The sequence below is a fragment of the Nostoc sp. genome, from assembly GCF_036918245.1.
In the GTDB taxonomy this organism is placed as follows: Bacteria; Cyanobacteriota; Cyanobacteriia; order Cyanobacteriales; family Nostocaceae; genus Nostoc.
The window spans coordinates 82,502-99,610 of record NZ_JBALEF010000080.1 but is presented as its reverse complement, the minus strand read 5'-3'; the positions used below and the strand labels follow the sequence as shown (position 1 = coordinate 99,610).

At 40.5% G+C, this 17,109-nt stretch carries 5 protein-coding genes; 2 read left to right on the top strand and 3 right to left on the bottom strand.

The window, feature by feature from the left end:
* Positions 1 to 93: 93 nt before the first annotated feature.
* Both V7L12_RS22360 and V7L12_RS22355 read left to right on the top strand, forming a co-directional pair.
* Positions 94 to 5,892: an AAA family ATPase gene (locus V7L12_RS22360; protein ID WP_335087600.1), complete on the top strand. Its 5,799-nt coding sequence runs from the start codon at positions 94 to 96 to the stop codon at positions 5,890 to 5,892.
* A 161-nt stretch (positions 5,893 to 6,053) separates the two neighbouring features.
* Entirely contained in the window at positions 6,054 to 7,436 is a 1,383-nt protein-coding gene (locus V7L12_RS22355; protein ID WP_335087599.1) for an AAA-like domain-containing protein, read from the top strand.
* Positions 7,437 to 7,539: 103 nt separating this feature from the next.
* Here the strand turns inward: V7L12_RS22355 and V7L12_RS22350 are convergent, their stop codons facing one another.
* From V7L12_RS22350 to V7L12_RS22340, 3 genes are all read right to left on the bottom strand, one after another.
* On the bottom strand, positions 7,540 to 10,203 hold the full coding sequence (locus tag V7L12_RS22350; RefSeq protein ID WP_442947911.1) for a CHAT domain-containing protein: 2,664 nt from the start codon (positions 10,201 to 10,203) through the stop codon (positions 7,540 to 7,542).
* 33 nt (positions 10,204 to 10,236) lie between these two features.
* Entirely contained in the window at positions 10,237 to 13,404 is a 3,168-nt protein-coding gene (locus V7L12_RS22345; RefSeq protein ID WP_335087598.1) for an S-layer family protein, read from the bottom strand.
* 249 nt (positions 13,405 to 13,653) lie between these two features.
* On the bottom strand, positions 13,654 to 17,040 hold the full coding sequence (locus tag V7L12_RS22340) for an S-layer family protein (protein ID WP_335087596.1): 3,387 nt from the start codon (positions 17,038 to 17,040) through the stop codon (positions 13,654 to 13,656).
* Positions 17,041 to 17,109: the final 69 nt, after the last annotated feature.

The following is a 17,109-nucleotide window of genomic DNA, read 5'->3' as shown; positions in this document are numbered from 1 at the left end:
TCCTTGAAAATAGGTTGTAGCTTAAAATGTAGGCAAAATGATAAAATCCTGGAAAGCCTGTAAAAAAGGATTCCAGGTTTTTTCAACCTTCTTATGGATCGACAGTCAGACAAGATTAAAACAGACTATCAGATTACCCAAAAAATCTATGAAAGTGCTAATTCATTAGTCTATCGAGCTATCCTTAAGTCTAACAACCACCCAATTATTCTAAAGATTCTCAAGGAAAACTACCCCATCCCCTCAGAATTAACTCGATATAAGCAGGAATATGAAGTCACCCGCTCCTTAAATACGGATGGAGTAATTAAAGCATACAATTTGCAGCGATATGAAAATAGTCTAGTCATGTTTTTAGAAGACTTTGGTGGTGAATCTTTAAAACTATTAATGGGTAGTCAATGCCAATTTACTCTCAAAGAATTTCTCACTATTGCCATCAAAACTACTGAGAGTTTGGCGGTTATTCACGCTGCCAATATTATCCACAAAGACATTAACCCCTCTAATATAGTTTATAACCCAGAAACCGAACAACTCAAAATCATCGATTTTGGTATTTCCACCTGTTTATCGCGGGAAAATCAGACAGTTGGCAATATCGAGCTATTAGAAGGAACTTTAGCTTATATTGCTCCAGAGCAAACTGGAAGAATGAACCGAGGGGTAGATTACCGCAGCGATTTTTATTCTTTGGGTGCTACCTTCTACGAATTGCTGACCAATAAACTACCTTTTGCAACTACTGACCCTATAGAATTAGTTCATTGTCATATTGCTCAACAACCTGTTCCCCCACATGAACTTATAGAAACGTTAAATTCAACGTCTCAACCAATACCTAAACCCGTTTCAGACATTGTGATGAAACTGTTGGCAAAAACCCCAGAAGAACGATACCAAAGTGCATGGGGAATCAAAGCCGATTTGGAAACCTGTAGGGAACAGTTACAGAATTTAGGGCAAATTGACGGGTTTTGTTTAGCAACTCAGGATATTTGCGATCGCTTTGTCATTCCTGAAAAGCTTTATGGTAGGGAAGAAGAAGTTACACAACTATTAACTACTTTTGAGCGAGTTAGTCAAGGCAGCAGTGAGATGATGCTGGTTTCTGGTTATTCAGGAATTGGCAAATCTGCTTTGGTTAATGAAGTTCATAAACCAATATTACGCCAGCGAGGGTACTTTATTAGCGGAAAATTCGACCAGTTGCAGCGAGACATTCCCTATGCGGGGATTACTTTAGCATTTCAAGACTTAATACGGCAGTTACTTACCGAATCTGAAGCCGCACTACAAACTTGGAAACGAGAACTTTTAGCAGCTTTGAATCCTAATGCTCAGGTTATCATCGATGTCATTCCTGAATTGGAACAAATTATCGGCAAACAGCAGCCAGTTGAGCAATTAGGAGCAACTGAGGCTCAAAATCGATTTAACTTATTCTTTCAAAGGTTTATTACTGTTTTTGTTCAAAAAGAACACCCCTTAGTTATCTTCCTCGACGATCTACAATGGGCAGATTTGGCATCTTTGAAGTTAATTGAGCTATTGATAACCGATGCTGATAGCCAATATCTATTGATAATTGGAGCTTACCGAGATAATGAAGTTGATGCGACTCATCCTTGGATGCAAACCTTAGAGCAAATTAAAAAAGAAGGTGCTAGGGTCAACAATATATTGTTGCAACCATTAGAACTAGAATATATCAATCAATTAATTACCGATACTTTAAATTGTTCCATAGAAAAATCCAAATCTCTAGCAGAATTAGTAAGCAAAAAAACTCAAGGAAATCCTTTTTTCCTAACTCAATTACTTTATTTTATGTATAAAGAAAATCTTTTGTATTTTGATTATCATAATTATTTTTGGTGCTGGAATATTGAGAATATCAAAAGAGTAGAAATAACTGATAATGTCGTTGATTTAACTATCGCTAAGATTACCAAGCTGGATAAAAAAACTCAAAAAGTTTTGCAATTAGCTGCCTGTATTGGCAATCAATTTAATTTAGAAATTCTTTCCGTAGTTAATAATAAATCTCAAATAACTACAGCTAGAGAACTTCAAGCTGCACTAGAGGTAGGTTTGATTTTACCTCTGAGTAATGACTATAAAATACCTCTAATTTGGAATCAGGAAGAAATATCAAAAAATAATTCAGAAACATCTGATGTTTTTATTCCCAAAATTCCTAACTATATTCCCTACAAATTTTTACACGATCGAGTTCAACAAGCTGCCTATGCTTTAATTCCAGAAGAACAGAAAAAAATAGTTCATTTACAAGTAGGTCGTCTGCTTCTGAAAAATATTCAAGAATCTGAGTTAGAGGAAAATATTTTTGCTATTGTCAATCATTTAAATGAAGGAAATGAATTAATTATCGAGCAATCTGAAAGAGATAAATTAGCTAAATTAAATTTGCAAGCTGGTAAAAAAGCGAAAGCATCAACAGCCTATCAACCCGCCCTAAGATATTTAGAAACTGGGTTAGGGTTATTATCTTCAAATAGTTGGAAAGAACAATATAAATTCACTTTAGAGATTTATGAAGAAACCTTAGAACTTATCTACTTGAATGCTAAATTTGAGCAAGTTGAAAATTTTTCTGAAATCATATTAAAACAAGCTAAAGAAATTTTAGATCGCGTCAAGGTTTATCAAATAAAAATATCATATTATTACACTATATTTCAGAGCGATAAATCAATCACTACCGCTTGTGAAATTCTACAAGAACTAGGAATAAATATCTCTAATCAAGTTGTTGATATAAATACAAAGCTTGAACAGCAACAGAAATATATTACATCTTTTTTGAAAAACAAAAACTTTAAATATCTAATTAATCTTCCTCCAATAATCGAGCCAGAAAAACTATCAGCTATACAAATATTACAGCAGATTGCATCAGCTACAAATACAACAAATTTTCCATTATTTGTTGAGGTCATATTAACTCTAGTTGATTTATGCATTAAATATGGAAATTCTCCTCAATCATCTAGTATTTATGTCACTTATGGAGTACTTTTATGTGCAAGCAAACTAGATATTAATTCTGGCTATGAATTTGGCAGAATGTCTCTTAATTATTTAGAAAAAACTAATAATTCTAAATCTAAAATTTTTGTTTTAGAAGTGTATTACGGACAAGTATGGCACTGGAAAAAATGGATTGGAAATATATTAGCACAAGACAAATTACTTAATGGATTTCGCCAAGGGATAGATATAGGAGAGTATGAATATGCTTCTTATGCAGCTATCAACTATTGCTTAATCAAGTTTTTAAAGGGAGAAAATTTAGAAGAGGTTTGTCTATCTTGCGAAAAATATACTATTATAATTGAAAAATTTAAGCAATATTTTAGTTTTTATAATATACAAATTTTTTATAACTTGACAACAATGTTGTCACAAACAAATAACAAAACTCCAATAATAATTAGGAGATTCCAAAAAAAAGAAAATGAATATTTGAAAGAATGGACAAATCAAAATAATGAATGGTTATTATTTTGTGCATATTTTTCTAAGACAGTTTATTTTTATATTTTAAAAGATTACTTTAGTGCTTTTAATAGTAGTTTTAATGGAGATAAATACTTAAAAAGTACAGCTGCATATTTAACTACACCACAACACAATTTTTATTATTCTCTTTCCTTAATTGCTCACTATCATAATTGCAACCTAGAACAACAAAAAAACATCCTAGAAAAAATAGAAAAAAATCAGTATAATATGAAAATATGGGCTGGTCATTGCCATGCCAATTTTCAAAATAAATACGACTTAGTAGAAGCAGAAAAAGCCCAAATATTAGGAGAAAATTGGCAAGCTCAAGAACTTTATGAAAAAGCAATTCAAGGTGCTAAAAAATCTGAATTTATTCACGAAGAAGCCATCGCTTACGAACGTGCAGCAGAATTTTATCTCTCTCTAGGTAGACAAGAAATAGGGAAACTATACTTAAAAAATGCCCATCATTGTTATAGTTGCTGGGGTGCAAAAGCCAAAGTTAAAGCTCTAGAATCGGAGTACCCACAGTTTCTAATGGATATAAACGACCGAAAAGAAAACCAAAGCATTAATACAACTGAATCTACTGCTAGTACAAATTCTCAAGCGCTTGATATCGTCACAGTTACCAAAGCATCTCAAGTATTAGCTAGCGAAATTAAACTAGACCAACTGCTGGCTAAGTTAATGAAAACTGTAATTGAAAATGGAGGTGCCCAAAAAGGCTTTCTGATACTGGAAAAAGATCATAAATGGGTAATCGAAGCTGAAGGGACAGTAGATTCTGATGATGTGACTCTACTGCGATCGCTTCCCATTGACTCTGTAGATGGCGATCGCCAGACACCTATCCTACCAGTTGCGATCGTTAACTATGTTGTCCGTACTCAAGAAAATGTAGTTCTTAATAACGCTACCGAAGAAGAACAGTTTATCCGCGATCCCTACATCGTCGCCACTCAACCAAAATCAATTCTCTGTACTCCTTTATTAAATCAAGGCAAACTAAGCGGTATTTTATATCTAGAAAACAATTTAACCACAGATGCATTTACCAGCGATCGCATTGAAGTTTTAAGAATTCTTTCTGCTCAAGCTGCTATCTCGATTGAAAATGCCCGTCTCTACGGACAGTTAGAAGATTACAACCGAAATCTAGAGCTGAGAGTAGAAGAGCGCACTCAAGAACTCTCACAAACCCTAGAAATTCTCAAAGCCACCCAAGCCGAACTGCTCTTTGAAAACGAGTTACTCAAAAGTGGCGAACAACCCTCTACCTTTGACTATCAAGTGGGAGGAAGTTTGCCGATGGATGCTCCTACTTATGTTGTGCGTTCAGCAGACCGTTGTCTCTACAAGGCGTTGAAGCGCGGGGAATTTTGTTACATTCTCAATCCTCGGCAGATGGGCAAGTCAAGTCTGATGGTACGCATGATACACCATCTCCAGCATGAGGGGTTTAGCTGCGGGGCGATCGATCTGACCCGTATTGGTAGCGAAAACGTCACGCCTGACCAATGGTACAAAGGCTTAACAGTAGAGCTATGGCGAAGTTTTGGTTTATTAAGAAAGGTTAATCTAAAAACTTGGTGGCAAGAGCAAGGAGATATTTCTCCGGTTCAGAGGTTGAGTCAATTTATTGAAGAAGTTTTGCTAGTTGAAGTTGCTCAAGAAAATGATACTATACCTAAAAACTTGATAATTTTTATCGATGAAATTGATAGCTTCTTAAGTTTAAAATTCCCAGTTAATGACTTTTTTGCGCTAATTCGCTCTTGCTATAATCAGCGTAGTATTAATCCAGAGTATCGACGTTTAACCTTTGCTCTTTTTGGAGTAGCTACCCCTGGTGACTTAATTACTGACCACCAAAGAACGCCTTTTAACATCGGTCAGACCATTCAATTGGAAGGGTTTAAAGAGCATGAAGCGCAACCTCTACTTCAAGGATTGACCGAGAAAGTGAGCAATCCTCAAACAGTTTTAAAAGAAGTGTTAGCCTGGACTAATGGCCAGCCCTTTTTGACTCAAAAGCTCTGTAAATTTATCCGCAATTCTTCATCTCCTATTTCTACCAACAGAGAAGCCGAATGGATTAAAAATTTGGTGCGAGGGTCGATAATAGACAATTGGGAATCACAGGATGAACCAGAGCATTTAAGAACCATCCGCGATCGCCTTCTGAAAAGTAAACAATCCGTTCGGCTACTAGAACTCTACCGTCAAATCTTGCATCAAGGAGAGATTATTGCAGTTGATAGTTCAGAGGAAAGAGAATTGCTTTTGTCAGGGCTAGTAGTCAAGCAACAGGGAAAATTGAGAGTTCAGAACCGTATTTATGAATCTATTTTTGTTTGATTTACGAAAATTTTTGTTTAATCTGGAAAGTGAAAGAAGAAGTCTATCCTTCTGGATAATTTAATTTGTCTAAGCAATACTGTTGTACTAATAAATGGCAGATATTGTGTTACTTGCGTAATTCCTGTTATCTTTATTAGTAGCATTTGTCTGTAATCTCTATGAACCTTGATAGTCTGTTTGAGATTGTTGACCGCCTACTAATTGAGAGCCACAATCGCCCCCTTAATTCCACAGAAAATCTGGTTTTGCGTGGGATTTGGCAGTATAAAACTTATAACCAAATAGCTATAGAGGCAGGTTATAGTCCTGGTTACTTTACCAATGTTGTTGCCCCAGAGTTGTTTGGGCGACTCTCTGAGGTCATTGGCCAGCGCGTAACCAAGAAAAACTGTCAGGTGCTGCTGGAATCTTATGCCATCATTGAAGCAGCTCCAAATACAAAACTTTTGAAACAAGACCTGACGCAATTTCCCCCCACAGTTAATCAGGATACGTCACCTTGCTACCCCAGCGGCTCAGTTTCTCTCGCCTCTCCCTTTTACCTCAAACGTTCTTACCTTGAGGAGCAAATCTATCAAGAAATTAAGAAACCAGGAGCGTTAATCAGGATCAAAGCTCCCAAAGAAATGGGCAAAACTTCACTGCTGCTGAGGATTCTTGACTATGCCAAGCACCAGGGTTACTGCACTATCAGCTTGAATCTAGAACAAGTCGAGCAGACAATTCTGAGCGACTTGAATCAACTTTTGCGCTGGTTGTGTGCCAATATCGCCCGCCAGCTTCAGCTTCAACCAATGTTAGACGAGTATTGGGATGAAGATTTGGGAAGTAAAGTTAGCTGCACCGTCTACTTTCAAGAATATCTACTAGAGTCAATTAATACTCCCCTGATCTTGGCGTTGGATGAAGTGAACCATATTTTCGAGCATCCCCAAGTAGCGAAGGATTTTCTACCTCTGTTGCGTTCTTGGTACGAAGAAGCGAAAAGACTGCCCATTTGGCAAAAGCTTCGTTTACTCGTGGTTCACTCAACAGATATTTATGTTCCTCTTGAACTTAATCAGTCTCCTTTCAATGTAGGGTTACCGATTCAGTTAGACAACTTTAGCCAAGAAGAGGTACAGCAGTTAGCCCAACGCTATGGACTCAATTGGACAGATGGAGAAGGAGCTAGACAATTAATAGCAATGGTCGGGGGACATCCGGCACTAGTACATTTAGCTCTCTATCATCTGAGTCGAAAGGAGGTAACTCTGTCGCAACTGGTAGAAACTGCTCCCACTGCTAGCAAAATTTATTCTTATCACTTGCAGCGTCACTGGACAACCTTGCAAAAACAGCCTGAGTTAGCACAAGCTTTTGATAACGTTCTGAATGCCAATGAAGCTATTCTCTTAGATCCCATCCTTACTCACAAGTTAAGCAGTATGGGGTTGATTAAACTTTCTGGATCTGAAGCGATCGCAAGTTGTGAATTGTATCGGCGATTTTTTACGAAAAAAGAGCAGCATTTGGCGTTGCAGAATAAAAATATGAATTAGTGCGATTGCTATGGAATGTCCAAGATGTGCATTAATCCGCATTCGCAAAAATAGTAAACAAAGCTTTTGTCCTTTGCAAGTTTTTGCAACACAACCGAATTTGTCAAAGCCAGTTACCAACTAAAACATAAGGTGCCCAGTAACCAGGACGACTGTAATTGGGATAATCTTTTAACAACTTTACTTGGGCACGACGCAAGGCTTCAGCCTTTGTCACCTCAGTTTTAACTAACTCACGATAAAATTCACCAATTAAGATAGCAGTAGATTTATCACTGATATACCATAGTGAAGCCAAGGTACTACGGGCGCCAGCTTTTATGGATGCTCCTGCTAGCCCTAGCGCAGCGCGATTGTCACCAGTAGCAGTTTGGCAAGCACTTAACACCAGCATTTCCAAAGCTTCTGAGCGAGTTTGATCCCGACGGCGCAGTAGGCTATCAAATTGCGTAACGTTGATCGGTCCATCATCTGCAAGTATAAAAGTATTCTCAACACTGGAGCTAAATTGACCGTGGGTTGCCAGATGTAACACATTAAATGGTACAGTATTTACCTTACTCTCTAGGTTTTTGCTGTTGAAGTCTCGATCTAGTAACTGGGTGGTAGAGGCGATCGCTTGGGAAATAGAGTTGAATTCTGATTTAATTTCTGGTAGCGGTGGAAATTGCTGTTGAAAGCCTTGTGGTGGTTGCACTAACCCGGCAGCTAGTACATTGAGTTTTGTTTGTGTCAAGGGTTTGAGTGCAAGTAACTGAAGTCCCAAGCTGAGTGCTACAGCGTATTTTTCTACCAGATATTGCTGACCGTCATACAATATAGCCATTGGCACATTTCGCAATATTCCATCCAGTACAAATACAAGGGTTTTGACGCCACTATCTTTTAAATCTGACTCAATTTCTTTGATTAACCACCCATAGACTTCCTGTGATAGCGCCTGCACTTCCTCAGTCCGGTCGGGTTCTAATAGATACTCTCTAAGTTCTCTGATAATACCTTCTACCTCGTTCTGTGACTTATTTACTGTATAATTACGCAGTGGTTGTTTAGGAATTTTGACAATCACTTGGAGTTGATCAGGCAGAATAATTGGATAAATGATTGCGGCTGTGGGATTATCTTTATCTACTATTGTGTCAAGCAAAACAGTTTTGGCATTAATGCAAGCTTCCCGGAAAAAGTCGTCTAATTCCGCCAGTTGCAGTGCTTCAATCCTCTGTCTAGCTTTGTCTAGGGTTGGTTCGCTCGGATGAGTTTGCTGAAACTGCAACAATAATTCTACGGACTCTCGATATACAGGTTCTACACTTTCTTTAAAGGAAAACTGGACATCTCGATTCACAACCACTAAGTCATTACGGAGAGTCTGCAACTCACCGATCGCAGTATCATAGGTGGCAATAGCGCCCTCAATCTCTCCCTGCTGTTTTAACAAGCGTCCTAACTGCCAATGCCAACGATAAGCGATATCTGGAGCATTGATTGTTTGGGCTATGTTTAGTGCCTGTTGGGTAAGGTTCTGGGCTATTGACCATTGTTTAGTTTTTTCGTATACACTGCCCAGAGTTCCAAGAGCAAAGCTCTCGGCTCGTTTATCTGCCAAATCTTGAGCTTGTTGCAAGGCTCTGACGCAGATTTGAGCGATCGCTTCGGGTGTAGTCCCGAATTTCATCAAGCTTTGAGCTAGATTAATCTGGGCATAAATAGTTGTCACAGAAGCAGGTAGTTGTGCCAGTTGAGTTTGGATTTGCGGCAATAGTGTCTGCACAGCGGCTGTTTGTCCCGTGTTCACTAGTAAGTTCAACTGATTAACTTGAGCCTGAACTTTGCTAATCGGGTTAGGAGCGATCGCAGCAGCTTGCTGATAAAACTTTATTGCACCCTTAAAATCTAGCTGTACTTGTGCCGTGTTGCCTAAACTGAATAAAGCCGCGCTCACATCCTGGGGAGAATTCAATTTTTGGGCAATTTTCAAACTTTGCTGTAATACCTGACGGGATTGATTCAAATCTCCTGCTAATTGTAGAGCATTACCGAACGACCGTAATTCTACTGCTTTGGTAATAGAGTTAGGTTTTGATTGTAACTCCGACTGCAATTGAGTCAAGATTGTCAAACCCCGACGGTAAAATCCTAAAACTTGCCATGCTTGTGCTTGATTGATGCGATCGCGGGTAATGCCATTGCGATCGCCTAATTGCTTATAAGTGACTTCCGCACGTTGCCAGGTGTTAAGTGCCTGTTCAGCTTGTCCTAAGTCTAGTTGAATACTACCTTGAATATCTAGGATTGGAGCCAAAACCTGAAGATTTTGGTCATTAGAGGATTTTTCGAGCAACTTCAAGCTATCTGTAATTGCCTGTTGCGCTAGTGGTAAATTACCCAGTTTTTGATATGCCAACGCCAAATTACTTAATGCTACAGCTTGCCGCAATTCATTGCCCTGGCTGCCATAACTTTTAACTGCTTGTTGCAGAACTTTAACCGCTTCTGCAAACTGTCCTGCTTCATACAGCACTTTACCCTGTTGCAGCAAGTCTTGTGTTTGTGCAGTAGAATTTTGGATTGACACTCTAAGAGTTGCGATATTTTGTGTTTCTATAGTTGCAGCAACAGGAAAAGCAGTAACGCACAAAAAAGCTGTCACCAGAACCAAGAGCATGAAAACAGGCAACTTATGGATTTTAAAGGGATGAATCAACCATATATTAAATCTGTCACATATCCGTTGCCACTGATTATTTTTATAACTCTTGAGTTTCATCGTAATTCCTCCCCCGACTCTTGAAGTAACGAATCATTGACTACAGGACATAGCAGAAGGAATAGAAGAACTTTGTGCATATTGAGCCACAAGAATAACATCACCATTAGCATCGACAATCCATCCTTGAGCCTCCACAATCGGATCGGTAGATTTGGTCATAGATGCAGTAGATGATTTATCCGTGACTCTGGCTGTTGCTTGTGCGGGCAAATCTACCCAACCAGTAATCACTGCTCGTCCCCGCAACGGTTCATTAGGACTTTGAGGTAATCCACCGCGTCCTGTAGCGATAAAACGACTAGCGTTTTGTCTTCCTCTGGGAGTGCAACCTTGGGCAATTTGTTGGGATGCATCCACAAGGTTAGAGGGTAGTTGAATTAAGCCGCGACTAGGGTCAGTATCTGGAGTGTTGATAGTTACCTGACCGTTTAACGTAGGACTTGTCTGGGAAATTGCCGTGATGCTACTTGGAAGCTTTTGAAGGTCGAGTTGAGCTAGGTCGTTAGTTCCCAACAGTCGCACCAAGTCTTCTCGACTCAGCACTGTCATACCAAAAATACCAGTAGCATTGATTGTGACTTTGCCACCAGAGCCTTTGAAGGCATTGGCGGTGATGTTGCTATTTTCATTGGGAACGGCGACGAGGAAAGGAGTGTTAATGGTAATGTTGCCACCATTACCACCAGCCTGGGCAATGCCTGCGGTGCTTGAAATCAGACTTTCACGGCGCAGCAGGAAGATATCTTTTGCTGACACGACAATATCTCCTCCGTCACCAGATGTAGTTAAAGATACAATACCACCTTCATCAAGACGGATAGAGTTTGCCTCGACTTTTACGTTGCCTGCCTTTCCTTCTCCTAATGAACTGGCACTCAGAAAACCACTATTTAAAGAAAGGGAGCCAGTTGTGATATTGATGTTACCCCCGTCACCAACTGCCCCAGATTCTACACTACTAAAAGCACCACTATACAAGCCATTACGACCTACACCAGCAAAGGTAACGGTGTCATGAGCATCAATATTGACATTGCCCGCATTTCCCCTTCCAAAAGTGCTGGCAGCCAGTTGAGCGCCATTAGTAAGCGAAAGGGATGCTGTGGTGATGTTAATGTCTCCACCCCGACCCTTGCCATCATCATCTAAAGTACTGAAAGCAATAGTATCATCTCCACTCAAGGAAACGGTTTGTTGGGCATTAATTATGATATTACCTGCATTACCATTACCGTCACTACTACTAGCTAGTTGAGCGCCATTGGTAAGAGAGAGCGCTCTTGTAGTGATGCGGATGTCTCCACCCCTTCCTTCGCCTGTCTTTTCTAACGTACTCAAGGCACGACTTCTATTACCATCCAAAAACACAGCATCTTTTGTATCAATTATGATACTTCCTGCATTTCCCTGTCCAAAGGTACTAGCAAGGAGTCGAGCATTATTACTGAGAGAGAGTGATTTGGCACTAATGTGGATATCTCCTCCCTGTCCTCTTCCTTTTTCTTCCACCGCGCTAAATATAGCACTGTTATCAAAGGAAACGGTATTGCTAGCATCAATTGTGATATTACCTGCATCACCCTGCCCATAAGTGCTACTGGCTACTTCAGCGCCATTAGTAAGTGAAAGCGTCTCTGTAGTGATACTGATGTTTCCTCCCCTACCCACAGTATTAGATCCCAAAAAACTAAAAACGCCACTGGTAGAACTTTTATCTATACTTACGCCATCAAAGGAAACGCTACCACGAGCCTGGATAATCACATTGCCTGCATTACCAAGTTTTCCTGAGTTTTGATTATATATATTCGCTCCGTTGACTAAAGAAACTGACGCTGCGTTGATGTAGATATTACCTGCATCACCTACACTCTCCGGCTCTACATTACTAAATACACCCGTAATATTAGGCTTAGGGCTATCGAGAGCATTGAAAACAATGGCACCTTCGGTTGAAATCGTCACATTCCCCGCATTTCCCTGTCCTAAACCACTGGTACCTATGTAGGAGCCATTGATAAATGCAACCCTATCTTGAGCTTGAAGCGTTACATTTCCAGCATCTCCCTGCCCAAAGGTACTGGTTAGCACAGTAGCTGCATTTGTCAGCGCAAATGATCCTGCCGTTATGTTAATATCCCCTCCCTTTCCAGCTGTGCCGAGCATAGCGTTAGAAATCAGGCTACCATCCCTAAGATTAACTGCTCCTGTTGCATTGACCTCAATGTTTCCTGCCTTGCTATCAGTCGAACCCAACCTAAATCCTATTCCTGCCCGCAGACTGCTTCTTTCTGAAAGCTCCAAATTTCGAGCGTTGATTGCAATACTGCCACCATTATCTGTACGAACATTTATTTGAGCACCATTAATCAGTGATACATCTGCTCGTTGTACCCTTTGAGGAAAACTCAAACTTAGGTTATTGCCATCAACATTCAGCCCAACTGTTCCTGCACTTGCCAATCCTCCCAACTCTACTCGCCCACCAAAAGCATTTAACCTTCCACCATCCATGCTGATGTTGCCACCCATTAGTAGCAAATTTTGACCATCTGCTACACGTAAACCAAAGGCATCAAAGCCGGACTTGTTGAATCCTGCTAGGGCGACTGAATTATTTTGAATCGGTGCAGCAGTAATTTGATTGAATAGCAAAGCGGAAGGATTAACTGTTAGTAATGAGGAAGGAGTCTGAGGATTAGTTGCACTAAATTCCAACCCATCACCAAACACAAAAGAATTCGCCGTACTCCCTACAAAAGAACCCGCTACATCCAGTCGTGCATTGTTCCCAAATAAAATGCCATTGGGATTTATAAAAAACAAATTTGCGCCACCATTCACCCCCAAAGTGCCAAGAATATTGGAGATATTACTTCCTGTCACCCGTGTCAGAATATTGGAGATTCCCGTGGGATTGGCAAAATAAACTCGTTGGGATTCTCCGACATTGAATTCCTGGAAACTATGGAACAGGTTTGCACCGCGAATTACTCCACCATCAATCCGGTCAGAAGCACTACCTTTGATATTGACATTGAGAGTGATTATTGAAGAGTTATTACCCAATGTTCCATCAGGGGTAATCTGGGCTAAGGCGTGATTTTCACAACAAAATATGACATGAGCAAGCACTCCAATAATACTAAAAACTCCTAATAAATCTGAGTGCCAATTTCTCTCTTTACAGGTTGTCATATCAGAACCAGCCTCGCTTGCTCATTTCCTACCTGTGAATATGCAATTTTCTTACACCACGGCTTCGAGCCACATATTCAAGGGTTTTCTGCTAGCCGTGCTGATAAATTTTTCTACAATTAATTCCAGCAGATATTTTAACTAGATCAAAGTAAAGTTTTTAAAACTTAAAGTTAGGTAATGCATCTGATTGTTTTGATCGCTCTTGGGTTTCATCGTAATTCCTCCCCCGACTCTTGGAGTAATGAATTATTGACTACAGGATATGGCAAAGGGAATAGCAGAACTTTGTGCATATTGAGCCACAAGAATAACATCACCCTTAGCATCAACAATCCATCCTTGAGCCTCTACAATCGGATCGGTAGATTTGGTCATAGATGCAGTAGATAATTTCTCTGTGACTCTGGCTGTTACTTGTGCGGGCAAATCTACCCAACCAGTAATCACTGCTCCTCCCCGCAACGGTTCATTAGGACTTTGGGGTAATCCACCGCGTCCAGTGGCGATAAAACGACTGGCATTTTGTCCTCTTGTGGGAGTGCAACCTTGGGCAATTTGTCGGGATGCATCCACGAGGTTAAAGGGTAGTTGAATTAAGCCGCGACTAGGGTCAGTATCTGGACTGTTGATAGTTACTTCCCCACTCACTCCCAATTCTGAACTCGCTGTAATGTCGCTGTTTGCAGTTGGGCTTTTTTGCGGAAGAATACCGAAAATCCCGTTTGTTGTAATGTCAACTCTACTACCAGATCCAGTGAAGGCGTTAGCGCTGATATCGCTATTTTCTTTGGGAACGGCGACAATGAAAGAGCTATTAATAGTGATATTACCGCCATTGCCACCGAATTCGCGACTGCCGGCAGTGGTAGAAATTTGACTATGATTGCGTAGTAATAATAAGTCTTGCAACTTCAGGGTAATATTACCACCATTCCCCGATCTGGTTATGGCGGCGATCGCTCCTTGATTATCCAGGCTAAGAGAACGAGCTTGGATCTCAAGGTCGCCTGCCGTCCCCGATCCGGTACTACTGACAGTGACTTCACCTCCATCCCGGACACTCATCTGCTCAATTTCAAGCTTTAAACTTCCCCCACTACCTGTACCTTCTGGCGTAACCGCAGCGCTGATTTGGCTGTTAAAGTTACCATTTGGTGATTTTCCAACGACTTCCACAGATTTCGATGCATGAATTCGCAATCTACCTGCATTGCCCTGTCCAGCAGTTCCAACCGATACTATTGCACCACCTCTTACACTCAAGCGATCGGTTTCAATTGTTAAATCGCCACCGTTGCCTCTGGGTGGAATAACTGTTTCGTCTGCGTCTAGTTCAATACCTGCATTGATACCTGTAGCAAAGAGGTTATCAATAGGTGTATCAAATACCTCTACCTCAGAAGCACGAATTGTGAGATTACCAGCGTCGCCTTGACCAAAAGTAGCAACTTGCACTTTGCCTCCATGACTGACACTCAAGCGTTTTGTCTCAATGGTCAAGTTGCCACCGCGACCCTCACCTTGAGTGTTTACCTGAGCAAATAAGCCAGCAGGATTTTCAATATTAGATGTAAACGATTTGATTTTTCCACTGATTTCCACTGACTCGGCAGCATGAATAGTCAAATTTCCTGCAAACCCTTTACGGTAAACACTGCTTCCCACTTGACTATCAATGATATTCATAGTGACAGTTTCAATGTTTATATTGCCAGCATTCCCTTGTCCAAAAGTACTGGCAGATAGTTGTCCTTCTCGGACAATCAACTGATTGGTATTAATTGCCAAATCTCCTGCTGTTCCTGTACTCGATGTTTGAGTCAACAAGCTGCTGGGAAAGGGAAATAGACTATTACTATTAGTAGCACGTCCTATCAGTTTAACTGATTGGGAGGCATTTACTGTCAAACTTCCTCCAGCCCCACTACCGTTAGTTCGAGCTGAAATCGCTGCTCCATCTTGGATTAACAACTGATTGGTGTTAATCGTAATCTTTCCTGCCGACCCTGTGCCATAGGCGTTAGAACTTATTTTGCTAGGATACCATCTATTAGGAAACTGTGGAAGAATAGCAGTACCGACTAACTGCACTGATTCGGCATTTACTGTTATACTCCCTCCAACCCCTTTACCTTCGTTATCGGTTATGATTCCGGCTCCATTTTGGATAAGTAACTGTCTAGTGTTAATCGTGATGTCTCCGGCGTCTCCGACTCCATTAGATGCAGCAAATATACCAGTAGAACCTAAGTAAGGATTATCTGGAATACCGATTAGTTGTACTGATTCTGAGGCATTCACAGTCAAATTTCCTGCCACACCTTCACCGGAAGTAGAAACCGAGACTTGCCCCCCATCTTCGACGAGCAACCTAGATGTATTAATTGTTAGTTTTCCTCCTTCTCCTGTCGCGCCAGAACTACTCTGAGTAAACAAGTCGCTGCCAAACTGGCCACTAACTGTCAAACCTGCCACTTGTACAGACTCTGAGGCATTTACTGTTAAATCTCCTGCCACGCCTGCATTGTATGTACCAGATGAAATCTTTCCTCCTGCTAACATTTGTAACTGTCTTGTGTTAATTGTCAGGTTTCCTGCGTCTCCTGTCCCAAAAGTTTCAGCAAATAAACCACTGCGAATTCCAGTAGGTGACTCTCCAACGACTTGCACTGATTCGGAAGCATTTACACTCAATCCTTTTCCAGGTAATGCTCCTAAAGTGCTGGCTTCAATCTTGGAACCTCCATTGACTGTAACTCGTTTACCCCACACCTGAATAGCGCCGCCACCTTCGCCACTGGTACTGATTAAGGCTTGATTACTAAGTGATATATCGGCTTTAGCTATATTATCAGGAACAATCAAACTCAAATTATTACCATCCACATTCAGTCCGACTGTCCCCTCACCTGCAATTCCTGCCAATTCCACTCGCCCACCCGGAGCATTCAATTTACCTTCGTTGAGGGCAATTTCTCCACCTACTAATAGCAAACTCTGACCATCTGGTACTCGTAAACCAAAGATATTATCTCCTACTGGTGCAATTGACCTGTTTTCAATTCTGCCAGCCTGAAGTTGATTGAAGAACAACGCCGAAGGATTAACTGTTAGTAACGAGGAAGGAGTCTGAGGATTAATTGCACTAAATTCCAACCCATTGCCAAACACAAAAGAATTCGCCGTACTTGCTACAAAGCAACCCGCTACATCCAACCGTGCATTGTTCCCAAATAAAATGCCATTAGGATTGATAAAAAACAAATTTGCGCCACCATCCACCCCCAAAGTGCCAAGAATATTGGAGATATTACTTCCTGTCACCCGTGTGAGAATATTTGAGATTCCTGTGGGATTAGCAAAATAAACACGCTGCAACTCCCCCACATTGAATTCCTGGAAACTATGGAACAGGTTTGCACCGCGAATTGCTCCACCATCAATGCGGTCAGCCGGAAGCCCTTTAATATTGGCATTGGATGTTATTGAAGAGTTATTACCCAATGTTCCATCAGGGATAATCTGGGCTAATGCGTGATTTTCATAACCAAATATGACATGAGCAAGCAATCCAGTAATACTCAAAATTCTTAATAAATCTGAGTGCCAATTCCTATCTCCACAGGTTGCCATATCAGAACCAGCCTTGCCTGTTCATTTCCTACCTGTCAGTATGCAATCAATTTATTGATAAATTTTTCT